Annotated in this window: 36 protein-coding genes; 31 read left to right on the top strand and 5 right to left on the bottom strand. The window is 47.9% G+C overall.

Annotated features, from left to right (window positions below; all coding sequences use genetic code 11):
• Positions 1 to 38: 38 nt before the first annotated feature.
• From AACQ84_RS05430 to AACQ84_RS05415, 4 genes are all read right to left on the bottom strand, one after another.
• The gene (locus tag AACQ84_RS05430) at positions 39 to 1,103 is read right to left on the bottom strand and encodes a potassium channel family protein (RefSeq protein WP_012306694.1); all 1,065 of its coding nucleotides are present in this window, start codon (positions 1,101 to 1,103) and stop codon (positions 39 to 41) included.
• Between the two features lie 431 nt (positions 1,104 to 1,534).
• Positions 1,535 to 3,307, bottom strand: a complete 1,773-nt coding sequence (locus tag AACQ84_RS05425) for a hypothetical protein (protein WP_012306693.1) — start codon at positions 3,305 to 3,307, stop codon at positions 1,535 to 1,537.
• 16 nt (positions 3,308 to 3,323) lie between these two features.
• Positions 3,324 to 3,638: an ion channel gene (locus tag AACQ84_RS05420; RefSeq protein ID WP_012306692.1), complete on the bottom strand. Its 315-nt coding sequence runs from the start codon at positions 3,636 to 3,638 to the stop codon at positions 3,324 to 3,326.
• A gap of 285 nt (positions 3,639 to 3,923) precedes the next feature.
• Positions 3,924 to 6,068: a polyribonucleotide nucleotidyltransferase gene (locus tag AACQ84_RS05415; RefSeq protein ID WP_012306691.1), complete on the bottom strand. Its 2,145-nt coding sequence runs from the start codon at positions 6,066 to 6,068 to the stop codon at positions 3,924 to 3,926.
• A 592-nt stretch (positions 6,069 to 6,660) separates the two neighbouring features.
• On the opposite strand from AACQ84_RS05415, the gene rplC reads away from it, so the two are divergent.
• From rplC to prfA, 31 genes are all read left to right on the top strand, one after another.
• Positions 6,661 to 7,302 (top strand): 50S ribosomal protein L3, encoded by a 642-nt coding sequence (rplC, locus tag AACQ84_RS05410; protein ID WP_012306690.1) that lies wholly within the window; start codon positions 6,661 to 6,663, stop codon positions 7,300 to 7,302.
• A 100-nt stretch (positions 7,303 to 7,402) separates the two neighbouring features.
• Complete coding sequence (gene rplD / locus AACQ84_RS05405; RefSeq protein WP_012306689.1) at positions 7,403 to 8,035, top strand: 50S ribosomal protein L4; 633 nt, start codon at positions 7,403 to 7,405, stop codon at positions 8,033 to 8,035.
• Between the two features lie 4 nt (positions 8,036 to 8,039).
• Complete coding sequence (locus AACQ84_RS05400) at positions 8,040 to 8,351, top strand: 50S ribosomal protein L23 (protein WP_030006191.1); 312 nt, start codon at positions 8,040 to 8,042, stop codon at positions 8,349 to 8,351.
• 22 nt (positions 8,352 to 8,373) lie between these two features.
• Positions 8,374 to 9,201, top strand: a complete 828-nt coding sequence (gene rplB, locus AACQ84_RS05395) for a 50S ribosomal protein L2 (RefSeq protein ID WP_012306687.1) — start codon at positions 8,374 to 8,376, stop codon at positions 9,199 to 9,201.
• 36 nt (positions 9,202 to 9,237) lie between these two features.
• A complete protein-coding gene (gene rpsS / locus AACQ84_RS05390) occupies positions 9,238 to 9,516 on the top strand; it encodes a 30S ribosomal protein S19 (protein WP_012306686.1) in 279 nt (92 codons plus the stop codon).
• A gap of 15 nt (positions 9,517 to 9,531) precedes the next feature.
• Positions 9,532 to 9,891 (top strand): 50S ribosomal protein L22, encoded by a 360-nt coding sequence (gene rplV, locus AACQ84_RS05385; RefSeq protein WP_012306685.1) that lies wholly within the window; start codon positions 9,532 to 9,534, stop codon positions 9,889 to 9,891.
• 45 nt (positions 9,892 to 9,936) lie between these two features.
• Positions 9,937 to 10,659: a 30S ribosomal protein S3 gene (rpsC, locus tag AACQ84_RS05380; protein WP_012306684.1), complete on the top strand. Its 723-nt coding sequence runs from the start codon at positions 9,937 to 9,939 to the stop codon at positions 10,657 to 10,659.
• Between the two features lie 58 nt (positions 10,660 to 10,717).
• Entirely contained in the window at positions 10,718 to 11,137 is a 420-nt protein-coding gene (gene rplP, locus AACQ84_RS05375; protein ID WP_012306683.1) for a 50S ribosomal protein L16, read from the top strand.
• 3 nt (positions 11,138 to 11,140) lie between these two features.
• On the top strand, positions 11,141 to 11,347 hold the full coding sequence (rpmC, locus tag AACQ84_RS05370) for a 50S ribosomal protein L29 (RefSeq protein WP_012306682.1): 207 nt from the start codon (positions 11,141 to 11,143) through the stop codon (positions 11,345 to 11,347).
• 21 nt (positions 11,348 to 11,368) lie between these two features.
• Positions 11,369 to 11,608 (top strand): 30S ribosomal protein S17, encoded by a 240-nt coding sequence (gene rpsQ / locus AACQ84_RS05365; RefSeq protein ID WP_012306681.1) that lies wholly within the window; start codon positions 11,369 to 11,371, stop codon positions 11,606 to 11,608.
• A 52-nt stretch (positions 11,609 to 11,660) separates the two neighbouring features.
• Positions 11,661 to 12,029 carry a 50S ribosomal protein L14 gene (gene rplN / locus AACQ84_RS05360; RefSeq protein WP_012306680.1) on the top strand — a complete coding sequence of 123 codons (369 nt, stop codon included), beginning with the start codon at positions 11,661 to 11,663 and terminating at the stop codon, positions 12,027 to 12,029.
• 2 nt (positions 12,030 to 12,031) lie between these two features.
• The gene (gene rplX / locus AACQ84_RS05355; RefSeq protein ID WP_012306679.1) at positions 12,032 to 12,382 is read left to right on the top strand and encodes a 50S ribosomal protein L24; all 351 of its coding nucleotides are present in this window, start codon (positions 12,032 to 12,034) and stop codon (positions 12,380 to 12,382) included.
• A 74-nt stretch (positions 12,383 to 12,456) separates the two neighbouring features.
• Positions 12,457 to 13,002 (top strand): 50S ribosomal protein L5, encoded by a 546-nt coding sequence (gene rplE / locus AACQ84_RS05350; protein ID WP_012306678.1) that lies wholly within the window; start codon positions 12,457 to 12,459, stop codon positions 13,000 to 13,002.
• A 25-nt stretch (positions 13,003 to 13,027) separates the two neighbouring features.
• Positions 13,028 to 13,429: a 30S ribosomal protein S8 gene (rpsH, locus tag AACQ84_RS05345; RefSeq protein WP_012306677.1), complete on the top strand. Its 402-nt coding sequence runs from the start codon at positions 13,028 to 13,030 to the stop codon at positions 13,427 to 13,429.
• Positions 13,430 to 13,462: 33 nt separating this feature from the next.
• Positions 13,463 to 14,005 carry a 50S ribosomal protein L6 gene (gene rplF, locus AACQ84_RS05340; RefSeq protein ID WP_012306676.1) on the top strand — a complete coding sequence of 181 codons (543 nt, stop codon included), beginning with the start codon at positions 13,463 to 13,465 and terminating at the stop codon, positions 14,003 to 14,005.
• A gap of 2 nt (positions 14,006 to 14,007) precedes the next feature.
• Positions 14,008 to 14,370 (top strand): 50S ribosomal protein L18, encoded by a 363-nt coding sequence (gene rplR, locus AACQ84_RS05335; RefSeq protein WP_012306675.1) that lies wholly within the window; start codon positions 14,008 to 14,010, stop codon positions 14,368 to 14,370.
• A gap of 30 nt (positions 14,371 to 14,400) precedes the next feature.
• A complete protein-coding gene (rpsE, locus tag AACQ84_RS05330; protein WP_012306674.1) occupies positions 14,401 to 14,922 on the top strand; it encodes a 30S ribosomal protein S5 in 522 nt (173 codons plus the stop codon).
• A gap of 51 nt (positions 14,923 to 14,973) precedes the next feature.
• On the top strand, positions 14,974 to 15,414 hold the full coding sequence (rplO, locus tag AACQ84_RS05325) for a 50S ribosomal protein L15 (protein ID WP_012306673.1): 441 nt from the start codon (positions 14,974 to 14,976) through the stop codon (positions 15,412 to 15,414).
• A 97-nt stretch (positions 15,415 to 15,511) separates the two neighbouring features.
• Entirely contained in the window at positions 15,512 to 16,831 is a 1,320-nt protein-coding gene (gene secY / locus AACQ84_RS05320; RefSeq protein WP_012306672.1) for a preprotein translocase subunit SecY, read from the top strand.
• Positions 16,832 to 16,916: 85 nt separating this feature from the next.
• Positions 16,917 to 17,480 carry an adenylate kinase gene (locus AACQ84_RS05315; protein ID WP_012306671.1) on the top strand — a complete coding sequence of 188 codons (564 nt, stop codon included), beginning with the start codon at positions 16,917 to 16,919 and terminating at the stop codon, positions 17,478 to 17,480.
• 55 nt (positions 17,481 to 17,535) lie between these two features.
• Complete coding sequence (infA, locus tag AACQ84_RS05310; protein WP_006276978.1) at positions 17,536 to 17,760, top strand: translation initiation factor IF-1; 225 nt, start codon at positions 17,536 to 17,538, stop codon at positions 17,758 to 17,760.
• 138 nt (positions 17,761 to 17,898) lie between these two features.
• A complete protein-coding gene (gene rpmJ, locus AACQ84_RS05305; RefSeq protein ID WP_071819462.1) occupies positions 17,899 to 18,012 on the top strand; it encodes a 50S ribosomal protein L36 in 114 nt (37 codons plus the stop codon).
• A gap of 74 nt (positions 18,013 to 18,086) precedes the next feature.
• Complete coding sequence (gene rpsM, locus AACQ84_RS05300) at positions 18,087 to 18,464, top strand: 30S ribosomal protein S13 (protein ID WP_012306670.1); 378 nt, start codon at positions 18,087 to 18,089, stop codon at positions 18,462 to 18,464.
• Positions 18,465 to 18,524: 60 nt separating this feature from the next.
• A complete protein-coding gene (gene rpsK, locus AACQ84_RS05295) occupies positions 18,525 to 18,914 on the top strand; it encodes a 30S ribosomal protein S11 (RefSeq protein WP_012306669.1) in 390 nt (129 codons plus the stop codon).
• Between the two features lie 113 nt (positions 18,915 to 19,027).
• Positions 19,028 to 19,969 carry a DNA-directed RNA polymerase subunit alpha gene (locus AACQ84_RS05290; protein ID WP_012306668.1) on the top strand — a complete coding sequence of 314 codons (942 nt, stop codon included), beginning with the start codon at positions 19,028 to 19,030 and terminating at the stop codon, positions 19,967 to 19,969.
• A 60-nt stretch (positions 19,970 to 20,029) separates the two neighbouring features.
• A complete protein-coding gene (gene rplQ / locus AACQ84_RS05285) occupies positions 20,030 to 20,380 on the top strand; it encodes a 50S ribosomal protein L17 (protein ID WP_012306667.1) in 351 nt (116 codons plus the stop codon).
• 24 nt (positions 20,381 to 20,404) lie between these two features.
• The gene (gene truA / locus AACQ84_RS05280) at positions 20,405 to 21,229 is read left to right on the top strand and encodes a tRNA pseudouridine(38-40) synthase TruA (protein WP_012306666.1); all 825 of its coding nucleotides are present in this window, start codon (positions 20,405 to 20,407) and stop codon (positions 21,227 to 21,229) included.
• A 36-nt stretch (positions 21,230 to 21,265) separates the two neighbouring features.
• Positions 21,266 to 21,721, top strand: a complete 456-nt coding sequence (gene rplM, locus AACQ84_RS05275; RefSeq protein WP_012306665.1) for a 50S ribosomal protein L13 — start codon at positions 21,266 to 21,268, stop codon at positions 21,719 to 21,721.
• On the top strand, positions 21,721 to 22,134 hold the full coding sequence (rpsI, locus tag AACQ84_RS05270) for a 30S ribosomal protein S9 (RefSeq protein WP_012306664.1): 414 nt from the start codon (positions 21,721 to 21,723) through the stop codon (positions 22,132 to 22,134). Before rplM ends, rpsI begins: the two co-directional genes overlap by 1 nt.
• An 86-nt stretch (positions 22,135 to 22,220) precedes the next feature.
• Entirely contained in the window at positions 22,221 to 22,451 is a 231-nt protein-coding gene (gene rpmE, locus AACQ84_RS05265) for a 50S ribosomal protein L31 (protein WP_012306663.1), read from the top strand.
• Between the two features lie 100 nt (positions 22,452 to 22,551).
• The gene (gene prfA, locus AACQ84_RS05260) at positions 22,552 to 23,643 is read left to right on the top strand and encodes a peptide chain release factor 1 (RefSeq protein ID WP_012306662.1); all 1,092 of its coding nucleotides are present in this window, start codon (positions 22,552 to 22,554) and stop codon (positions 23,641 to 23,643) included.
• 86 nt (positions 23,644 to 23,729) lie between these two features.
• Here prfA and AACQ84_RS05255 read toward each other — a convergent pair whose 3' ends face one another.
• Positions 23,730 to 24,053 carry a hypothetical protein gene (locus AACQ84_RS05255; RefSeq protein WP_012306661.1) on the bottom strand — a complete coding sequence of 108 codons (324 nt, stop codon included), beginning with the start codon at positions 24,051 to 24,053 and terminating at the stop codon, positions 23,730 to 23,732.
• Positions 24,054 to 24,276 lie beyond the last annotated feature (223 nt).

The raw sequence follows: 24,276 nt of genomic DNA, 5'->3' as shown, positions 1-24,276 counted from the left end.
TTCATCGAGATTAAATTAATTTTGCTGAGGGAAAAAACTTATTTAGGCTGGAATAATTGATAAAACCGGGCAAATTTAGGAATGTCTTCTTCGTGACCCAAAACCACTAAAATATCCCCAGAAGTCAACATTAAAGTTGGACTTGGATGGGTGATAAAATCGCCTTGAAATCGCCGTAAAGCCACCACAATAAAAGCCCCTTTGCCGCGAATTTCTAGCTCCCGGACTGTTTTCCCCACGAGGGATGATTGGGGGGCGATCGCCAACTCGATCATCTGTACATTAATTTGTTGCAAAAGATCATTCAGTTGTTCCTGCTGAGAGGACTGACTAAAAAAATCCGTTGCGGGAGGTGTCGTAATCAAATTAGCCATCCGCGCCCCACTGACGCTGGCAGGTAAAATAACGTGGTTTGCCCCCGCTAACCGGAGCTTTTTTTCGGTACTGGGCACTTCCCCCCGCGCCAAAATCATTAAGTCTGGGTTCAACTCCCGGGCAGTCAAAGTAATAAATACATTGCTGGCATCGCTATCGAGCACCGTCGCTAGAGCCTTGGCCCGCCGAATGCCTAATCCCTGCAAAATCAGTTCATCTGCTGGGTCTCCCTCCTTCGTTAAATACCCCCGCTGTTCGGCGATCGCCAACTGTTCTGGATCAATACTGAGCACCACAAAAGCTTGTCCCGAATCTTCGAGTTTTTGGGCTAAAATTTGGCCAATATAGCCAAAGCCACAAATAATAATGTGATTTTCTAAATTGGAAATGCTTTTGCGCTGTCTTTCTGCCTCAAACGCCCGATTAATCTCTCCCTCTGTCACCATTTGCACAAATCCTCCCACCCCATAGATGGCCGCTGATGTCCCCGCTAAGATGACAAAAATCGTAAATAGTTTTTCCGGCGTCGTCTCCAGGGGTTTTACTTCTCCATATCCCACCCCAAACACCGTGATCACGACCATATAAAACGATTCTAGGGCCGTCCAACCAAACAGCATGTAGCCGCAGATCGCAATCACAATGGTGATTAAAAAAAAGATCGACCCAGTTGTCACCCGTTGAAAAGGGGTTTGAGAAAATTGAGGTGCAGCGTGGGGACGATCCATACTCTGAATAACTTTAAAGCGATCACGATGGTTACCCTAGAGTATGGCAGTTTCCCTCAATGTAGCTTGTATCTAATTTAGCTTCCCTGAAAATCGTAGTTTTCTGGAATTTAGTCTTAACCTTTTGTTCGGGATTTCTTACTCCGGAGAAAATTGATTGATTTGTTCTTCTGGTGATTTTACAGGGATAGATAATGGTATTAAATAAAAAAAGTCCCCAGGCCGCTTGAGGATTTTGTGTTAAGTAAAAACCCTGAAAAGCGACAGTATTTATCCTAAGTTTTACAGCTAAACTGAGGGGATGAAATGTAGAAAATCAACATTAATCTTGATGGTGGGTAAACGAGGCTGCCAGAAACAATTTCTTCAACTCAAAATGAATGACATCAGTCATTTTTTTAGAAGTATAGAGACGATTTCATAAGACATGTTTAATCACTTCTACCACCACCTAGTAACCACATTAAATTAAAACCAACGCTCACATTATCATCAGATTGACGAATTAGGCTACCAATATTTCCTTTGCCTGAGGTGTTGGTACCATAAACTCCTAAACCAAAATTGGATTTGGGAAATAAATAACGCGCACCAGCTGCCCAAACAAAGGGATCATCACTAAGCATAGGAGTTACTTCCCCAATTAACTGTAGTCCGGGAGACAGCTGTAAATTAACACCTAAACCTGCACCAACAATGCTCTCGTCAGAAAATAACGCTACTTTCGGATTTAACGTAAAACTAATCGTATCATTGGGAGAATAAGCAAAAGATAAATCTCCTAAAAAGGAATCGGTACCATCTTGAAATACAAGTGCAATTCTCGAACCTAAGGAAAAGGGATCACCTTGGGCCTGATTCAAAAAATTAAGTTTAGTCGCAACACCAGATTTAAAATTATTTTGTAACGGCTGATCATTATCTGCTAATTGCGAAGCTAGAAATTCTATTTGAGCGGTATCACTGAGACCAAAACTAAGCTGTGCGCCACCACTGTCCCCATCAGTAGTAATTCCACCATCCAAAAGAATCATGCCTTTACGAACAGTGGTGGGACTACTAAGAAGAATGCCATCAAATAGTAATTGCTTCTCTCGATACGTCATAGGGGGAAAAGGATTATCTCCAAAGTTCCCCCGATAGGTTTGAGCAAGATCAGGTGTATATCTAAGCTTAAATAAAGCTCCTACTTCATCACCATTGGGCAGAAAAGTTAGTAACTTAGTTGCTGGCGTGGTGCCTAGCCGGTTGGTCACTGAAAAATCCAAGGCGAGGTTCGGACTATGCAAATAACTAAAACCAGCATTCCAAACCACTTTTTCGCTAATACTACCGTCTGTATTGACGCTATTGCCGCCAGAAGAGCCAATCGGAAAATTAATGTCCGCTAGCAAACCAAATCTTTCGCTTAATTGAAGAGTTATCCCTGTACCAACATTAAAGAAAGTACCGTAGAAATCTCCCCCATTAACGGTCTCAGGGAAAATCGTCGCTCCAGCCACTGCATGCCACTGAGCATTTTCGGAGATATTATATGTCACTGGTAATTGAATGGTACCAGCCAGAACATTATCTTTTTGGCGGGCAGAAGTACCTTGTTCACTGAATAAACCATTTTCGGAACGGACTTGTATCCATTCAAGTGAACCAACAATCCCAAGACTATAGGAAGGCTCTTCGATCAGCTTGTATTTAACATTTGGTGCTACAGATGAAAAAGTTAGATTAGTTCTTTCTCCATTAAATCTATCACCTAAAACATCATCAAAAAATGAGACATTCGCACCTATTTGTAACCTGTCCGTAACACCATACTCAATAGAACCATAATATACTTGTAACCCCACACCAGTGGATTCTGAATTGGTAGGATAGACAATAAATCCAGAACTAAGATCAAGAACGCCTGAAGGCAATGTAGTTGCTGATTCTATAGTTGCAGGCTCTAAAAAATTAGCCTCGAAAGGACTGGTCGAATATTCAATGACTCGATTCCCTGTGACTGTTGCTTCTTGAGTATCGGCATCTTCCTGCTCAACAATATCTGAAATCAGTATCTGAGCACTATTTTCTAAGTCGAAAGCATTGGTATCTGTAGAAGTTCCTATCAGAGATTCGTTGACTTCATCTGCTGCAGCCACAGCAAAAAAACTAGTCACTAAATTGATAGAGAAAAGATATAGGCTTAGTTTTTTTACATTCATGGCAACAGCTAATTGATTAATTCACACAATGATAACGCCTTAAATCATATCCAGATCTTTTTTTGAAGTCAATGATGGCCGCTGATGTCCCCGCTAAGATGACAAAAATCGTAAACAGTTTTTCCGGCGGCGTCTCCAGGGGGTTTACTTCTCCACATCCCACCCCAAACACCGTGATTACGACTATATAAAAGGATTCTAGGGCCGTCCAACCAAACAACATATAGCCACAAATCGCAATCACTATAGTGATTAGAAAAAAGATTGACCCAGTTGTCACCCGTTGAAAAGGGGTTTGAGAAAATTGAGGTGCAGCGTGGGGACGATCCATACCCTGAATAACTTTAAAGCGATCGCGATGGTTACCCTAGAGTGTGGCAGTTTCTAGCAAACCAGCTTGTATCTAATTTAGCTTCCCTGAAAATTACACTTTCTTAAAGTCTAATCTTAACCTTTTGTTGAAAATTTCTTACCTTGAAACAATTTGATCGGTTAGTCTATTCTTCCGACCATTTGACAACGATAAATTCTGGTGCCAAACAAAAAAAATCCCCCAAGTCACTTGAGGGAAATTACATTAAATCACAACACCGAAAAATAGTGATGTTTTATATTTTTATTGAGCAGCAACCCGAGCAGCGGCTGCTTCATCAGGATGGATCCCTAGGCGGGTGAGATTAATGCGTCCTTTGTTATCAATTTCGCGCACTTTAACCACCACTTCATCACCGACAGCAACTTCATCTTCGACTTTGCCCACGCGGCCTTCTGCCAGTTGCGAAATGTGAATCATCCCTTCTTTACCCGGCATAATTTCCACAAAGGCACCGATCTGAATAATACGGGTGACTTTACCGAAATATACATCCCCTTCATTGAGCTTGCGGGTCATGTTTACGATCAGCCGCTTGGCTTTTTCGGCATTTTCCGATTCAGAGGAGGCGATCGTTACGGTACCGTCATCGGCAATATCCACCTTGGCACGGGTTTGTTCGGTAATCCCCTTAATGGTTTTACCACCGGGGCCAATGACCATCCCAATTAAATCAGGATCAATCTTAATGGTGAGTAGACGGGGAGCAGCCGGGGACAACTCCTTCGGCTCAGCAATGACATCGGTCATCTTTTCGAGGATATGGAGACGAGCGGGTAAAGCTTGCTTAATCGCTTCTGCGACCACTTCAACGGCTAGGCCAGTGATCTTCATGTCCATCTGGAGGGCGGTAATTCCGTCAGCTGTCCCGGCAACCTTAAAGTCCATGTCGCCGAGGAAGTCTTCAATCCCCTGGATATCGGTGAGGATGCGGACTTCTTTGCCTTCTTTGATCAGCCCCATCGCGGCACCACTCACGGGCTTGGCAATGGGCACCCCAGCATCCATCAATGCGAGGGTAGAGCCACAAACAGAACCCATGGAGGTGGATCCGTTGGAAGATAAGACTTCAGAAACGACCCGAATGACATAAGGAAATTCATCCTTCGGCGGCAATACGGGTAAAAGGGCGCGTTCGGCCAAGGCACCGTGGCCAATCTCCCGGCGGCCAGGCGATCGCATTGGGCGAGTTTCACCCACGGAGTAGGGGGGGAAATTGTAATGGTGCAAGTAGCGCTTTTCGTCGGAGGGATGTAAATCGTCCATCTCTTGGGCATCACCAGGCGTTCCGAGGGTAGCAATGGATAAAACTTGGGTCAGACCTCGGTTAAATAAACCGCTACCATGGACGGCTCTCGGTAACACAGCAGTGCGGCAGGAAATGGGGCGCACTTGATCCAATTTACGACCATCAACCCGAACCCCATCTTCGACGATTTGGCTCCGCATCAGCTTTTTCGTCAGCGCCTTGAAGGTATTATCAATGAGCTTCGGCTCTTCTGTGGTTTTCAGCCGCAGTGGTGCATCTTCCGGCAGAGCTTCGATGGCCTCAATGATTTCTGTTGCTTTGATTTCATCGAGGGCGGCATCGCGACCATTTTTATCGAGATCAAATTGACTCAAGACTTTTTTGATCTTGTCCGTGGTGCGATCGCCAATGAATTTTTCGAGTTCCTCATCCTTAGCAGGTGGCTCAGCGCTGACCATTTCAACGCCAAGTTCCTTCATCAGCGCGCGTTGGGCTTCGATCAACTCTTGGATCGCCTCGTAGGCGAAATCAATCGCCTCGATCATGTCCGCTTCTGGCAACTGATTGGCTCCGGCCTCAACCATGATCACACCGTCGGGGGTGCCAGCAACTACGAGGTCTAAATCCCCATTCATCATTTCTCGGTACGTGGGATTGAGGATAAAATCATCCCCCACCAGACCAACCCGGACGGCAGCCATCGGCCCGTAGAAAGGTAAACCCGCGAGCAATGTGGCCACAGAAGCCCCCGTCACAGCGAGGACATCCGGCGGTACCTCTTCATCGAGGGAGAGCGTTGTAGCGACAATCTGAATATCGTCCCGCAACCACTGGGGAAATAGCGGGCGCATCGGTCGGTCAATGAGGCGCGAAATGAGCGTTGCCCGTTCTGGGGGGCGGCCTTCTCTTCTTAAATAACCACCGGGAATTCGTCCTGCTGCGTATAACCGTTCTTCGTAATCTACCAACAAAGGTAGAAAGTCAATTCCTTGTCTGCCAGGGGCTGTCGTTGCACTGACTAAAACCGCTGTATCTCCTGATTCAATTAAAACTGACCCGCCGGCCTGAGGCGCAAACAAACCTGTTTTTAGTCGAATTTCTCGCCCATCGAAAGAAATCGACTGAATATGTTCTTGCATTATTGCGTGTTGTCCTTTTGTTTATGATCACTTTTCTTCGTTCTGTGGCAATCGTAACACTTTATGCTGGCCCCGATCCTAGACAGCATTGGCGATCGCCCCTGGTTCCTTGAACTCCCAAAAATCTCCTTCAAAGCGTCAATCTCTGTCTCAAGAATTAAGAACTGTCATGTTTTTCTGATGTGCCCCTTGCCAAGGCTCACTTTCTCCGCTTATAATGCTCGCTTGTGGCTAAATGTAACCAGTTATACGAAGTTTCCTGACGAAGCATAGAACCCCTGCCCCCTTGTTCATCGCATCGGTTCAACCCAGAAACAGGCTTCCCTCAGGCTGCATTTTTCGGTCACAACTTTTAGGCGATCGCCCCAAGCGACAGCCCCCCTCCTGCAGTTACAGCAAGATACTGAAGCAAGCGCTTTAAGTCTTGGGTAAAACGTAGCACACCTACCTGTAGGCAAAAACCTTTCAGAGCCATAAAACACTCTGAATATCCAAGAGTAGAAGACAAGAACCACAACTCTTTCGGGAGCGGTTCATATTATTTCTACTCACCTTTTAATGTTGTCTATTAGTAGATAGAGGTCTCTGTTCCGTGTCACTCGGTATCCTCGGTACTAAACTCGGTATGACCCAAATCTTTGATAACGAAACCGGAACTGCGATTCCTGTTACCGTTGTCCAAGCAGGGCCCTGTACCGTCACCCAAATCAAAACCTCCGAAACAGATGGCTACACCTCCGTGCAAATCGGCTACGGAGATGTTAAGGAAAAGAACTTAACGAAGCCTCAACTGGGGCATCTCAAAAAAGCAGATGCTGCCCCCCTCCGCCACCTCAAGGAATATCGCCTCGATGACGTTTCTGGCTATGAACTTGGCCAAGCGATCACTGCGAATATTTTTGAGGCCGGCCAAGTTGTCGATGTTTCTGGAAATACCATTGGTCGTGGTTTCGCTGGTTATCAAAAACGCCATAACTTTAAGCGAGGCAACATGACCCACGGTTCTAAGAACCACCGTCTCCCCGGTTCTACCGGTGCAGGGACGACTCCCGGTCGCGTTTATCCCGGTAAGCGCATGGCGGGTCGTTATGGTGGGACCAAGATCACCGTCCGTAAACTCGAAGTCGTTCGCGTTGACGAAGAAAAGAATTTATTGCTGATCAAAGGTGCAATTCCTGGCAAAGCCGGCAATTTATTAAGTATTGCTCCGAGCAATATTGTGGGCCAAAAGTAATTGGGCTTGCGTGGCGATCGCCATTTACAACCCCTTTACGAAAAGCCACAGCTTTATTTATTTCATTAGCTGATAACCGATAATCCGATACTTCATCACTATGGTTAACTGCGCAGTAAAAAATTGGCAAGGAGAAGAAGTTGGCCAAGCCAACCTCGACTTCAAAGTTGCCAAAGAAGAAAATGCCGCACATATTGTCCACCGCGCCCTTGTACGTCAGCTAAATAACGCACGTCAGGGAACTTCTTCCACGAAAACCCGTGCAGAAGTCCGTGGGGGTGGACGCAAACCTTGGCGTCAAAAAGGAACTGGCCGGGCAAGAGCTGGTTCAATCCGTTCCCCATTATGGAAAGGTGGCGGTGTCATCTTTGGCCCCAAACCCAAAGAATACAACCTCAAAATGAACCGCAAGGAGCGTCGTTTAGCACTTCGTACCGCTTTCCACAGCCGGAACGAAGATCTCATCGTCGTTGAAAACTTTGCCGAGCAATTTGCCGCTCCCAAAACCAAAGAGTTGGTCAATGCCATGACCCGCTGGGGCGTCGCATCTGGTGAAAAAGTACTCCTTGTACTTGCTGAGATGACTGACAACGTATATCTCTCTGCCCGCAACATTGCTTCTGTGAAAATGGTTCCTGCCGATGGTTTGAATATTTTTGATATTCTTAACGCTGGCAAAATCGTAGTCACCTCCGAAGCACTGGCTAAAATCCAGGAGGTTTACAATGACTAGTAGAATGCCTACCGCGAGCCGGGTTCCAACCCGTGACCTCGCCGATCTAATTCTCAAGCCCATTGTTAGTGAAAAGGCGACAATTCTGCTTGAAGACAACAAATATGTGTTTGATGTTGCCCTCAAAGCAACAAAAACCGACATCAAAGCAGCCATTGAAACTCTGTTTGAAGTCAAAGTTGTTAAGGTCAACACCAGCCGGCCACCCCGCAAGAAAAAGCGCGTCGGTCGCTTTATGGGCTTTAAGCCCCAGTACAAGCGGGCAGTCATCACCTTGGCAGAAGGGGATACAATCACATTGTTCCCAGAAGTATAGTCGTCATTCACTTGAATAAATCATGGGTATTCGTTCATTTAGACCATATACTCCGGGAACTCGTCAGGCTACGGTCTCTGACTTTTCGGAGATTACCAAATCCAAACCGGAAAAATCTCTTACCAAATACAAACACCGCAAAAAAGGCCGTAACAACCGTGGTGTGATCACTTGTCGTCACCGGGGTGGTGGCCATAAACGCCTTTATCGTCTGATCGATTTTCGCCGTGATAAGCGGGATATTACCGCCCAGGTGACCGCGATTGAGTACGATCCAAACCGGAATGCTCGGATTGCCCTAGTGCAGTATGAAGATGGCGAAAAACGCTACATTCTGCAACCGGCTGGTCTTGGCGTCGGTGACACGATTATCGCTGGGGAAGAAGCGCCCTACGAAATCGGCAATGCTTTACCGCTCTACAAAATCCCTCTCGGTACTGAAATCCACAACATCGAGCTTTATGCCGGTCGTGGTGGCCAGATGGTCCGTTCTGCGGGGGCTTTTGCTCAGTTGGTTGCTAAAGAGGGTGATTATGTCACCATCAAGCTGCCTTCGAAGGAAGTCCGGATGGTTCGCAAAGAATGCTATGCCACCATCGGCAAGGTGGGCAATGCTGAAGCTCGGAACTTGAAGCTCGGGAAAGCGGGGAGAACTCGTCACCTGGGACGTCGGCCCCAAGTCCGCGGTAGTGTTATGAACCCGGTAGATCACCCCCATGGTGGTGGTGAGGGTAGAGCACCCATCGGTCGCAGTGGCCCTGTGACGCCTTGGGGTAAACCTGCCCTCGGTAAGAAGACTCGCAAGAAGAAGAAGCAAAGTAGCTCTTTGATTGTGCGCCGTCGCCGTTAATTATCTATTTTTGTTCATCACACTCTGTAAGAAACTATGGGTCGTTCACTGAAAAAGGGTCCGTTCATTGCGGACAGCCTCCTAAAAAAAATCGAGAAGCTCAATGCTTCCGGTGATAAGCAAGTGATTAAAACTTGGTCACGGGCATCGACAATTTTGCCTCAGATGGTGGGTCACACGATCGCTGTTCACAACGGTCGCCAACATGTGCCTGTTTTTGTGTCTGAGCAAATGGTAGGTCACAAGCTGGGAGAATTTGCCCCCACACGGACCTTCAAGGGCCATGCCAAGAGTGATAAGAAAGCACGTCGATAAGGGTTAAAGAAAACAATGACTATCGATACTCAAACTGAAGTCAAGGCGATCGCCCGCTATATTCGGATGTCTCCGATCAAGGTCAGACGAGTCCTCGATCAGATTCGTGGCCGTAGCTACCGCGAAGCCTTGATCATTCTCGAATTTATGCCCTATCGCGCTTGTGAACCTGTACTGAAGGTTTTACGATCTGCCGTTGCTAATGCGGAACATAACGAAGGGTTAGACCCCGCCGATCTCGTTGTTAGTGCAGCCTTTGCTGATGCTGGCCCCGTGTTGAAGCGGTTCCGCCCCCGGGCCCAAGGACGTGCTTATCAAATTCGTAAGCCCACCTGTCACATCACCGTTGCTGTGGCCCCTGGTTCTGCCGAATAGTACTCCTAACCTGTCGTAGATCGTAAACATCAAAAGGAACAAACCGTGGGACAGAAAATTCATCCAGTTGGTTTCCGTTTGGGGATTACAAAAGAGCACCTCTCCCGTTGGTACGCCGACCCCAAACAATACCCTGCCCTCGTGCAGGAAGACTACAAAATCCGCCAGCACATTGATGCAAACCTCAATAACGCTGGTATCTCCAAAGTTTTGATCGAGCGTAAAGCTGATCAAGTTGACCTAGAGATTCACACTGCCCGGCCCGGTGTTGTCGTTGGCCGTGGTGGTTCTGGCATCGAAGCCCTCAGAACGGGTCTCCAGGATGTCCTTGGCGATCAGCGCCAAATCCGCATCAACGTTGTCGAAGTTAACCGCGTTGACGCCGACGCTGCCCTCATCGCTGAATATATTGTTCAGCAACTTGAGCGACGGGTATCCTTCCGTCGGGTTGTTCGCCAAGCCGTTCAACGGGCCCAAAGAGCGGAAGTTCAAGGGATCAAAATCCAAGTAAGTGGTCGCTTAAACGGTGCAGAAATTGCCCGGACAGAGTGGGTACGTGAAGGGCGTGTTCCCCTACACACACTCCGCGCTGACATCGACTACTCTTACAAAACTGCCCAAACCATTTACGGAATTCTTGGGATTAAAGTTTGGATCTTCAAAGGCGAAATTATTCCGGGTCAAGAAGAAACTTCTGCCGCTAATGCTGCCCCTCTGCCCCGTCGTAAATCCCGACGTCAGCAGTTTGAAGACCGTAGCGAACAATAAATTGCCCAACTACTGGCAATTTAATTTTCTACCCTCACTGTTTACCCTTTAGGAAACAATGCTAAGTCCAAAACGTACAAAATTCCGGAAGCAGCATCGCGGTCGCATGCGGGGAATGGCGTATCGCGGCAACAACATTCAATTTGGTGACTACGCGCTCCAAGCCGTGGAACCCAGTTGGATTACCGCCCGTCAAATCGAAGCCGCCCGTCGTGCGATGACCCGTTACATCAAGCGGGGTGGTAAGATTTGGATCCGAATTTTCCCCGATAAGCCCATCACCATGCGTCCGGCAGAAACCCGTATGGGTTCTGGTAAAGGTAACCCCGAATTCTGGGTTGCTGTGGTTAAGCCTGGCCGGATCATGTTTGAGATGAATGGTGTCGCTGAGCCAATCGCCCGTGAAGCCATGCGCCTTGCGGCCCAAAAGCTGCCGATTAAAACCAAGTTCATCACCCGCAACGAGGAGTATATCTAAATCATGCCTTTACCCAAGATTGAAGATGCTCGCAAACTCAATGACCAAGAGCTTGCTGACGAAATCGTTGCCGTCAAGAAACAATTGTTTGACCTCCGTCTCCAACAAGGTACTGGTCGCCTGGAGAAAACCCATGAGATCAAGCATGCTCGTCACCGTCTCGCCCTGTTGATGACAGTCGAGCGCCAAAGACAACTCCAAGCTCAGTAAAAGTAGGAGACAGAATCTCGTATGGCTACGAAAGAAAGAGTGGGAATGGTCGTCAGCGACAAAATGGATAAAACCGTGATTGTGGCTGTGGAAAACCGCTCTCCCCACCCGAAATACAAAAAAATCGTGGTTAAGACCAAGCGTTTTAAAGCCCACGACGAGGAAAATAAGTGCAAAGTTGGTGATCGCGTTCGTATTCGCGAAACCCCTCCCACCAGCAAAACCAAGCGCTGGACTATTGCCGAAATCCTCAACCAATAGTTTTTACTAACTGTTGACCCTAATCTATTTTCTTTACCCTTACCGTAAAGCCGTGATTCAACAACAAACCTATCTTAATGTTGCCGATAATAGCGGTGCTCGTAAACTGATGTGCTTACGGGTTCTGAGTACAGGGAATTGTCGTTATGGTGGCATCGGCGATCAAATCATCGCTGTTGTTAAAGAAGCAATTCCCAACATGGGTGTCAAAAAATCTGATGTCGTTCGAGCCGTTATCGTGCGGACGCGTCAACCACTCCGCCGTGCTAGCGGTATGAGTATTCGTTTCGATGACAATGCCGCTGTCATTATCAATGCAGAAGGCAATCCGAAAGGCACTCGTGTTTTTGGTCCCGTCGCCCGTGAGTTACGGGATAAAAACTTCACCAAAATTGTTTCCCTTGCACCGGAGGTCATCTAACCATGGCAGGACGCAAAAGTTCCACCCCCACACGTCACAAAATGCATGTGAAAACGGGTGATACGGTTCAAGTCATTTCTGGTCGCGACAAAGGCAAAGTAGGCGAAGTCATTAAGACTCTGCCCAAATCCAGCAAAGTCGTAGTCAAGGATGTCAATATCCGCACCAAGCATGTCAAGCCTCAACAGGAAGGTGAGTCGGGTCAGATTCAAACCTTTGAAGCACCGATCCATAGCTCCAATGTGATGCACTATTCCGAGAAGGAAAAAGTCGCTAGTCGCATTGGCTACCAGCTGACTGAAGATGGCCGTAAAGTGCGTGTATTAAAGAAAACCGGTGAAGTGATCGACTAATCGGCTTTTCTTGAAATTTTTATCTACATTTAGTTTTTCCCTGACCAAGCCCAGGGAGGTTAAACGTAAAATCTATGTCTCAAAGACTCAAAACCCTTTATCAAGACAGTATTGTTCCTAAATTAACGGAGCAGTTTGGGTACAGCAATGTCCATGAAGTGCCCAAGCTTGTCAAAATTTCAGTGAACCGGGGTCTCGGGGAAGCTTCTTCTAATGCCAAGGCAATGGAGTCTTCCATTAAGGAACTGTCAACCATCACTGGTCAACGCCCCGTAATCACCCGTGCGAAAAAGGCGATCGCCGGCTTCAAAATTCGCGAAGGGATGCCCGTCGGTGTGATGGTGACTCTGCGCTCCGAAAAAATGTATTCCTTTTTGGATCGTCTCATCAGCTTAGCCCTGCCCCGCATCCGTGACTTCCGTGGCATCAGCCCAAAAAGTTTTGATGGACGTGGCAACTACAGCTTAGGGATTCGTGAGCAACTGATTTTCCCTGAAATTGACTACGATTCCATTGATCAAATCCGAGGAATGGACATTTCCATCATCACCACCGCGAGAACCGATGAAGAAGGTCGTGCGCTGCTGAGAGAAATGGGTATGCCCTTCCGTGAAAGCTAAATCTTAGGAGAGATTAAAGGTAATAATGGCGGCTAACGATACCATTTCCGATATGCTCACCCGCATCCGTAATGCGTGCATGGTGCAGCATGACAACACAAAAGTCCCGATGACTCGCATGACCCGTAACATTGCCGAGGTGCTGAAGGACGAAGGTTTCATTGAAAACTACACCGAAGCAGGTGAAGGGATTGAAAAACACCTTGTTATTTCCCTGAAGTACAAAGGTCGTAATCGTCAACCGATTATCCAAAAACTTCAACGGGTAAGTAAGCCGGGGCTTCGGGTATACAGTAATCACAAAGACTTGCCTCGCGTACTCGGTGGGATTGGAATTGCGATTATTTCAACTTCCAAAGGCGTGATGACAGATCGCCAAGCCCGTAAAGAAGGTATTGGTGGTGAAATTCTTTGCTACGTCTGGTAATCGTGGCTGAAGTTGATATCAGGAGAAAAACGAATGTCTCGTATTGGTAAAAAACCAATTCCCATCCCCGACAAAGTGACCGTTACCCTCAATGGTGCCAATGTTGCGGTTAAGGGTCCGAAAGGTTCCCTTGAGCGGACATTACCAGAGAAAGTAACTGTCACCCAAGAAGACAACACCATTGTTGTCTCCCCCGTGGATAACTCTCGGACGGCCCGTGAACGTCATGGCTTGTGCCGCACCCTCGTGGCCAACATGATCGAGGGCGTTTCCCAGGGTTATTCCAAACAACTCGAAATTATCGGTGTTGGTTATCGGGCCCAGGTACAGGGGAATAAGCTCACTCTTAATGTGGGTTACAGTAAGCCCGTAGAAATGCAAATGCCTGAAGGCGTGACTGCGGCTATGGGTGAAAAAAATACTCAAGTGATCATCTCTGGTATTGATAAAGAGGTTGTGGGTAACACGGCTGCTAAGGTTCGTGCTGTCAGACCTCCTGAGCCCTACAAAGGTAAAGGGATCCGTTACCAAGGTGAATACATCAGACGTAAAGCTGGTAAGGCAGGTAAGAAGTAGAGATGAAAGCAACTCGCAAACAACTCACGCAGCGTCGTCATTTCCGTATTCGCCGTCGTGTCGAAGGGACTGGCGATCGCCCCCGTTTAGCAGTATTCCGCTCCCACAAGCATATCTATGCCCAGGTGATTGACGATGAGAAGCAACATACCTTGGTAGCTGCTTCTACCCTCGACAAAGATCTCAAGGGAGAACTCGCATCCGGTGGTAACATCTCAGCTTCCACTGCAGTCGGTAATCTCATTGCCAAGCGCGCCCTCGAAAAAGGCATTACCAAAGTCGTCTTTGATCGCGGTGGTAACCTTTATCATGGTCGTGTCAAAGCCTTAGCAGATGCCGCAAGAGAAGCCGGTCTGGACTTTTAAGCTGTTGATGAAATCATTAGGAAAATAATTATGGCAAAGCGTCGTAAATCATCAAAGAACAAAGAAAAAGAAACAAACTGGCAAGAGCGTGTGATTCAAATCCGTCGCGTCAGCAAAGTTGTCAAGGGTGGTAAGAAACTCAGTTTCCGCGCCATTGTTGTCATTGGCAATGAGACCGGAAAGGTCGGTGTTGGCGTCGGTAAAGCAGGAGATGTCATCGGTGCCGTCCGCAAAGGTGTCTCCGATGCGAAAAAGCACGTTGTCGATGTTCCTTTAACAAAAACCAACACTATCACCCACCGAATCAATGGCGTTGCGGGTGGCGCAAAAGTAATGATGCGTCCCGCTGCTCCCGGTACCGGTGTAATTGCTGGTGGTGCTGTGCGGACTGTACTCGAACTCGCTGGTGTGAAAAATATTCTCGCCAAACAATTGGGTTCTAGTAGCCCCCTGAACAATGCTCGGGCGACCGTTGATGCATTGGGTAACCTCCGGAGTTTCTCCTCCGTTGCCCAAGAGCGTGGCGTTTCTATCGAACGGATCTATGCCTAACCCTAATTTGGCGGGCTAAGGACATTAGTAAAACGTTTACTCAAAAAAACCATGAAGTTATCCAATCTATCCCCTAAAGCGGGATCAAAGAAGCGCCGTCGTCGTGTTGGCCGTGGCATTGCTGCCGGCCAAGGCGCAAGCTGTGGCTTCGGCATGCGGGGTCAAAAATCTCGTTCTGGTACTGGTACAAAAGCTGGGTTTGAAGGGGGACAAATGCCCCTTTACCGCCGTGTACCGAAGCTAAAGCACTTCACCATCGTGAATCCGAAAAACTTCACCATTGTGAATGTTGGCCAATTAACTGACCTGCCAGCCAACACAGAAGTTACCCTTGAAAGCTTAATGGCAGCAGGCATTGTCACAACCAACGATGGCCCCCTCAAGGTTCTTGGTGATGGCGAATTGTCCGTTGCTCTCAAAGTAACTGCGGCGGCGTTTTCTAACGGCGCTAAAGCAAAAATCGAGGCGGCTGGCGGCAGTTGTGAAGCCTAGAAAAATTCGGGAACAAAGCACTAAGTTAGAATTTATCAAGGTTGCTTAATACTTCTTAGAACTGTTCATTACGTAAACTCCCGAAGAGAACATCACTATGGTTGTCAGTCGCGAAAAAACACCAACCGCCCAGGAAACCTTTATGCAAATGGCACAAGCCGCTGGCCTTCGGGGTCGTCTGCTTGTTACCCTTGGTCTTTTGGTTCTTGTTCGGTTTGGCGTTTTTATTCCAATCCCCGGCATTGACCGGGTGGCCCTAAGTGAGGGGATCCAAAATTCTCCTCTCTTGGGCTTTCTAGATGTATTTGCCGGTGGTGGTCTTTCCGCTGTCGGCATTTTTGCCCTAGGGATCCTTCCCTACATCAATGCCTCAATTATTATGCAGCTCATGACGGCGGCTATTCCTGCCCTTGAAGACATGCAAAAGAATGATGGTGAGGCTGGGCGTCGTAAAATTTCCCAGATTATCCGTTATGTGACGGTGGGCTGGGCGGCTTTACAAAGTTTTGGGATCACGCTGCAAATTCTGCGCCCCTATGCTTTAGATCCTGGTTTTACTTTCGTGTTGGAAACCACATTAGCACTGACGGCGGGATCTGTCTTTGTGATGTGGATTTCTGAGCTGATTACCGAAAAAGGTTTAGGCAATGGGGCTTCTCTGTTGATTTTCGTCAACATTGTGGCCGTATTACCAAGAACTTTAGGCAATACTATTGAATTTGCCCAGACTGGTGGTCGAGCAGTGATTGCTAAAGTCATTTTGCTGCTGGTCGTTTTTCTGATCATGATTGTCGGGATTGTGTTTGTGCAGGAAGGGACACGCCGGATTCCGATTGTTTCGGCCCGTCGTCAGGTGGGTCGTAAGCTCTATCGGGAACGCACAAGCTATCTGCCTCTACGGCTCAATCAGGGTGGGGTGATGCCGATTATTTTCGCCTCGGCTGTTCTGGTGCTGCCTTCTTCTTTGGCGGGTCTGGCTGGCTCAGGGGAAGGGTTCTTTGGTCAAGCGATCGCCACAATTTCGACACTGCTACAACCGGGCAGAATTCCCTATGTGTTGGTCTATCTCGCTTTGATTCTCTTTTTCAGCTATTTCTACGCGTCTTTGATCGTGAATCCGGTAGATATGGCCCAGAACTTGAAGAAGATGGGGTCTAGTATTCCTGGCATTCGTCCTGGTCGGGCCACGAGTGAATACCTCGAAAAAGTGATCAATCGTTTGACCCTATTGGGGGCAATTTTCCTTGGCTTAGTCGCAACGGTTCCTACTTTTGTAGAAGGGGCGACAGGGGTCACGACTCTACGGGGTTTTGGGGCCACTTCCCTACTCATCTTGGTGGGGGTTGCGATTGACACAGCCAAGCAAATTCAAACCTATGTTATTTCCCAGCGTTATGAAGGCATGGTTAAACAATAGTGTTTTTAGCAGGGTTTAGATATTAGCTGGAATATCTAAACTCTTTGTTGATTTAGTAAGCAATTTGGATGGGAATAGAGGCGTTATGGCTCAGGGAGTAAGGTTGATTTTTTTGGGGCCCCCAGGGGCTGGAAAGGGCACTCAAGCTCAGGTTTTGGCAGAATCTTGTGGAATCCCCCACATTTCTACTGGCGAAATTCTCCGGGCGGCGATCGCCAACCAAACAGAACTTGGCCAACAGGCCCAGGGGTTTGTGGATCGTGGTGAATTAGTGCCCGATAGTCTGATTCTGAATTTAATTCGCGAAAGACTACAGGAGCAAGATGCCCAGCAAGGCTGGATTTTGGATGGTTTTCCGCGCAATGTGAGCCAAGCCGAGTTCCTCAACACCTTACTCACTGAGCTGAAGCAGCAATGTGATGTTGCCCTTAACTTGGAAGTTCCCGATGCCACATTGGTAGAACGCTTACTAAGTCGTGGCAGAAAAGATGACAACCAGGAGACCATTCGGCGTCGTTTAGAAGTTTACCGGGAGCAAACAGCCCCAGTTATTGACTTCTACCAAAAACAGGGTTCTCTGAAATCCGTCGATGGCGATCGCTCCCTTGAAGAAGTTACCGCCGCCCTAGAGCAGGCGATCGCTTCATAACTCCTGGTTAGAATTCGATGCCGATTGATGAAATTTATTAGGAGATCTATTTGTTTTGTCTAAACAAGATCTAATTGAAATGGAAGGTACCGTCACCGAGTCCCTTCCCAACGCTATGTTCCGGGTTGACTTGGACAATGGCTTTAATGTGCTTGCCCACATCTCTGGCAAAATTCGCCGGAATTACATCAAAATTTTACCGGGCGATCGCGTCAAAGTAGAACTGACCCCCTACGACTTAACCAAAGGGCGGATCACCTACCGACTCCGAAAAAAATAAGCCAATCCCATCCGTTTCTTGTATTCAATAGCAAAAAAACTTGCTATGATGATAAGCTTGCGGAGTTTTGTGCTAATCGCCAATCGGTTCATAGCAGAATCAATATATAGAAAATTGCTAAATCTAACCTGAAAACCTATGAAAGTTCGAGCATCCGTCAAAAAAATGTGTGATAAATGTCGCGTGATACGCCGTCGCGGTCGTGTCATGGTGATCTGCGCCAATCCCAAGCACAAGCAACGTCAAGGGTAAACCGTAGAAGTCGCTGAGGCATTTATTCCGTAACTTATAAATTATTGAAATTGTTCATTTAGGGAGAAAAAATCGTGGCACGAATTGCAGGTGTTGATCTTCCCCGCGATAAACGCATTGAAATTGCCCTGACCTATGTGTATGGCATTGGTTTATCAAGAGCCCAGGAGATCATCGCAAACACCGGGGTAAACCCCGACACCAGAGTAAGGGATCTATCTGACGAAGATGCTCTTAAGCTCCGGTCTTACGTTACCGACAACTACCAAGTTGAAGGGGATCTCAGACGTCTAGAGTCCATGAACATCAAGCGTCTGGTGGACATCGGCACCTACCGGGGCCGTCGTCATCGCCAAGGTTTGCCCGTACGTGGTCAAAGAACCCGGACCAATGCCCGCACCCGCCGTGGTCGTCGCGTCACTGTTGCCGGTAAGAAGAAAGCACCGCGTTAATCCCTTGAGTTTTACCTCACAAAGCTACGCATTTATCCTATTCTTCTACAGATTAAAATTATGGCACGACAAAAGAAAGGCAGCCCTAAGAAGGTTAAAAAGAATATCCCCAACGGTGTTGCCCACATTCAATCCACCTTTAACAACACAATCGTCACCATCTCCGATACCAAAGGCGATGCCGTGTCCTGGTCTTCTGCCGGTGCAAGTGGTTTTAAAGGGGCAAAAAAAGGGACTCCCTTTGCTGCCCAAACTGCCGCTGATAACGCAGCTCGCCGCGCAATGGAACAAGGAATGCGCCAAATCGAAGTGATGGTGAGTGGCCCCGGTGCGGGTCGTGAAACTGCGATTCGTGCTCTACAAGCCGCTGGTTTGGAGATTACCTTGATTCGCGATGTTACCCCCATTCCCCACAATGGTTGTCGTCCGCCCAAGCGTAGACGGGTATAAATCCTCTGCGACTGAATTCTTGACAACAAGAAAATCAGTCCAAGTAAATATCCATCTTGTCTGAAGGCTTGGTGCCTGGCTCAGATCGCGAAAAACGGGAGATCAGAAAAAGCGTGACACAGTTTCAAATCGAGTGTGTAGAAAGCAAAACACACAAAAATCAAAGTCAATATAGCAAGTTTGTCTTTGAACCCCTAGAGCGGGGTCAAGGAACAACCCTCGGCAATTCCCTCAGACGAATTCTACTGTCTAACTTAGAAGGAACCGCCGTAACAGCGCTGCGGATTGGTGGCGTGAACCATGAGTTCGCGACGATCCCTGGTGTGCGGGAAGATGCCCTTGAGATTATCCTCAATATGAAGGAAATCATTCTCAAGAGCTACACCCATCAGCCCCAGATTGGCCGCTTAACAGCCACTGGCCCTGGTCAAGTAACTGCGGCTCAGTTTGATCTGCCTTCTGAGGTGGAGGTCGTAGATCCGACCCAGTATATTGCGACCCTCGCTGATGGTGCAAAGCTGGAAATGGAATTTCGGATCGAGAAGGGGAAAAGCTATCGCGCCGTTCAGCGGAATCGGGACGAGGCCACTGCTTTAGATTTTCTACAGATTGATGCGGTGTTCATGCCAGTCACTAAGGTGAACTATAGCGTCGATAGTATCCATAGTGAGGGAGACGCGGTTCGCGATCGCCTAACTCTCGAAATCTGGACAAACGGCAGTATTAAGCCAGAGGAAGCATTATCCCAGGCAGCGGCGATCGCCGTTGAACTGTTTAATCCCCTCAAGGATCTCACCCTCGAAGCCATCCAAGATGAGTTGCAAGAGGACGAAGACCCAACTAGCCAAATTCCCATCGAAGAATTACAGCTATCGGTACGGGCTTACAACTGTCTCAAGCGGGCGCAAATCAACTCTGTCGCTGATCTTTTAGACTATAGCCAAGAAGATTTGCTAGAAATCAAAAACTTTGGTCAAAAATCAGCCGAAGAAGTGATCGATGCCCTCAAAACCCGTTTAGGCATTACTTTACCGGAAGAAAAAACGGCGAAGTAAGTTTAGATTTATTTGATTTTTCATTGACTGTACTGTTTACATCCTAGGGAGGAAGAAAAAATGCGTCACGGTTGTCGCGTTCCCGAATTGGGGAGACCGGCGGATCAACGGAAGGCCCTCTTACGTGCCCTCACCACTCAACTGATTCGCCATGGCCAAGTAAAAACCACCAAAGCGCGGGCTAAGGCGGTTCGTTCTGAAGTGGATCGCATGATCACCTTGGCAAAAGATGGTTCCTTGGCTGCCCGTCGTCGGGCTTTGGGCTATATGTACGACAAAGATCTTGTCCATGCCCTGTTCGCCCAAGCAAAAGATCGCTATGGCGATCGCCAGGGGGGCTATAGCCGCGTTGTGCGCACCGTTCGTCGTCGCGGTGACAACGCAGAAATGGCAATTATCGAATTAGTCTAACTCAGACTAATCTGCCAACTGTCCATGCCCATGTCCCAAGCCAACCCCAGAAAACGCATCGCGTTGGTCATCCAATATATCGGAACTCACTTTTGTGGTTGGCAACGCCAAACAGCAGAAAGAACAGTGCAAGCCGTCATTGAAGAGACAATCTCCACCGTTGTCGGCCAAAAAATCACAATTCACGGTGCCGGCCGAACCGATAGCGGTGTCCATGCCGCCGGACAATTCGCCCACTTTGAATGTGAAAGCCTAATTCCTGGTTATAAATGGGCCAAAATCCTCAACGATCGCCTGCCACCCGATATCAATATCCGTGGTGCTTGCGAAGTTTCCCAGGATTGGCACGCACAATTTTCTGCCCAATGGCGACGGTATCGATACACCATCTATACCCACCCAACCCCAAACCTGTTCATTCAGCCCTATGCTTGGCATTATTACCAAGCCCCCCTCGATGAGACTCTCATCCAAGCAGCCCTGACGCCCCTATTGGGTGAACATCACCTCGCTGCTTTTCAACGGACTGGTTCCAAGCGATCCCATGCATGGGTCAATGTACAGGCAGCAGAATGTTCCCGTCGAGGCTCCTTTATTCATATAGAAATTCAAGCCAATGGGTTTTTGTATGGGATGGTTCGCCTACTGGTCGGGATGCTAGTGGACATTGGACAAGGTAAACTTTCTTTAGCGCAATTCCAAGATATTTGGAAAAATGAGAAGCGACACCTTGTAAAATATTCAGCCCCAGCAAAAGGCTTATGTTTACTTAGGGTTGGTTATCCTGAGCCTTTGTTTCCACCCCATATTTGGTTTGATACCCAGCCAACTTTTCTACTAACTCATTAGTTGAATTCCTTATGCGTCATCTAGCGCAAAAATTTTATGATTAAGACACCTTTACCGAAACAAGAAACCCTCGACCAGAAATGGTACGTGGTCGATGCTGCTGACCAACGCTTGGGTCGTTTAGCCAGCGAAGTTGCCAAAGTACTCCGGGGCAAAAACAAAGCAGAATACACTCCCCACATGGATACTGGGGATTTTGTGATTGTCGTGAATGCCGAAAAAGTGGTTGTGACGGGGCGCAAGCCTGAGCAAAAGCTCTACCGTCGTCACTCCGGTCGTCCTGGTGGGATGAAAGTTGAAACCTTTAATCAGCTGCAAGACCGGATTCCTGAGCGCATTATCGAAAAAGCAGTGAAAGGAATGCTGCCGAAAAATGCCCTCGGTCGTCGTCTGTTCACCAAGCTAAAGGTCTATGCTGGGACTGAACATCCCCATGCCGCCCAACAACCCGAAGTTCTGACCATCAATACTATTCCCGGAGGAGATAACTAATGAACGCAACTGCAACTCAAGATCGCCCTATTTACTGGGGAACAGGTCGTCGTAAGGCATCCATTGCCCGGGTACGCCTTGTACCTGGTTCTGGCAAAGTTGTTGTTAACAACCGCTCCGGGGAAGATTATTTCAACCGGATTCCTGGTTACCTTGCGGTGCTAAAGTCTCCCCTGGAAACCCTGGGCCTAGAAAGCGAGTATGACATTCTTGTGAATGCCCATGGTGGTGGCTTGACTGGTCAAGCAGATGCCGTGAAGCTGGGTGTTGCTCGTGCGCTGTGTGAATTGGATCCAGACAACCGCCAGCCTCTAAAAATTGAAGGCTATTTGACCCGTGATCCCCGCTGTAAGGAACGGAAAAAGTACGGTTTACACAAGGCCCGCAAAGCGCCTCAGTTCTCCAAGCGTTAATTTATTTGGTCTGGCGTTCGTTATGGCTACTGTGGCGATCGCCTTTATGCATTTTATTAAACTAAATTGATTAGAGAATAATTCCCATGCCCAAAGCTGATATTCATCCCGAATGGTACCCAGACGCCAAAGTCATCTGTAACGGTGAAGTTGTGATGACGATTGGTTCTACCCAACCTGAAATCAACGTTGAAATTTGGTCTGGTAACCACCCCTTCTACACCGGAACTCAAAAGATTATCGATACCGAAGGTCGTGTAGACCGTTTCCTCCGGAAGTACGGTATGCTCAGCAACAATTCCGACGACCAGAAATAGGTATTTCCTTGAGTTTTCCCAACCCGGCAGCCCCCTGCTGGGTTCCTTTGTTTTTTAGGGATCTCTTTCCTTCCCCTAGCGTAAAAACGTTCTGTGCATTATGGCTGAAGCATACTTACTCGATAAACTAAAGTCCGTCGAACAAACCTTCCAGGAAATGACCCGACGCCTGGCCGATCCCGACATCGCGACGAACCCCGATGAGCTACAACGGGTGGCAAAAATTCGCTCCTCCCTCGAAGAAACAGTAAATACCTTCAATCAGTGGAAAGAAGCACAAGAAGAACTCCGGGGGGCCAAAGAAATTCTCAAAGAATCCGCTGGAGATCCCGAAATGAAGGAAATGGCGGCTTTAGAAGTCGAGGAACTCGAAAATACCATTGATACCCTCGAAAATCGTCTGAAGATTCTGCTGTTACCCAAAGATCCCAACGACGAAAAGAACATCATGTTAGAAATTCGCGCCGGAACAGGGGGCGATGAAGCGAGCATTTGGGCTGGGGATCTGCTCCGCATGTATTCTCGCTATGCCGAAGGTCAAAACTGGCGGGTGAAACTCCTGAGTGAATCGGCCGCCGACATGGGGGGCTTCAAGGCCGTCATCCTAGAAATTCAAGGGGAACAGGTTTACAGCAAATTAAAATATGAAGCTGGCGTCCACCGAGTCCAGCGGGTACCTGTTACCGAAGCTGGGGGGCGGGTTCACACCTCCACAGCAACCATTGCTGTGATGCCAGAAGTTGATGATGTCGAAGTAGAAATTGATCCTAAGGACATTGAGATGACCACCGCCCGTTCTGGTGGGGCCGGGGGACAAAACGTCAACAAAGTAGAAACAGCGGTTGACCTGTTCCACAAGCCGACGGGAATCCGCGTTTTTTGTACAGAAGAGCGATCGCAATTACAGAACCGAGAGCGGGCAATGCAAATTCTCCGGGCAAAGCTCTATGAGATGGAACTCCAGCGGCAGCAAGAGGAAGTCAGTTCCATGCGCAAATCCCAGGTGGGTACCGGCGCCCGTTCTGAAAAAATTCGCACCTACAATTACAAAGATAATCGCGTCACAGATCACCGCCTAGGCCAAAACTTTTCCTTAGCCCCGGCCTTAGAAGGAGATATTGAGGATATGCTCCAGGCTTGTATTTCCCAAGACCAACAGGCTCAACTCGAACAACTCGCCGCCGAAAGCTAATAAATCCTTCCCTGGGGAAGGTGGCCGCAGGCCGGAAGGGGTTCTTCCCTGGGAAAGGCGATCGCCGCTCGGAAGAAGTTCCTTCCCTATGGTTGAACCTCACTGCAAACCTGGTAAAAATCTGTTTCTGGCGGTTCTGCAAAGAGAGGATTCATTTCCGCCATAATTTTTTGGCTGAGTTCCGTCTGATTTTTATCCATATCCTCGATGTTGTCCCAAAGGATCATCGCAATGCCTTGCTCACTGTTTGGCCCCATTTTTTGTAGCAAAAAAGCCCCTTGAAATCCCTCTGAATAGCTGGACACAATTTTTTCATAAAGGGTTTGGGCCTGGGCAAACCGTCCAGGTTTAAATTCACCGATCGCCACATACGCAACCTTATGGCGGAGACAGTCGTTAAGTCCTTGCATAGTTGAATTTTCCATTGTCTAAAATTACATGGCCTGGGGCGATCGCCTGTCGCCTCTGCCAATAATTTCACTGTAGCGAGAGAATCCCCCTAGAAAGCCTCTTTACGCATTTTCTTAACCGCTTTCGTGTTTATGTCAACTTTTTTGTCACATTTCCAACACACCACCGTCCGTCTATTTTTGAATCTTTAACCTGCCATTAATCCAACATCAAGGCGATATT

Source organism: Picosynechococcus sp. PCC 7002 (assembly GCF_963860125.1).
In the GTDB taxonomy this organism is placed as follows: Bacteria; Cyanobacteriota; Cyanobacteriia; order Cyanobacteriales; family MRBY01; genus MRBY01.
Note: the sequence above shows the minus strand (reverse complement) of the source record. Positions and strands in the feature narration are given on the sequence as shown.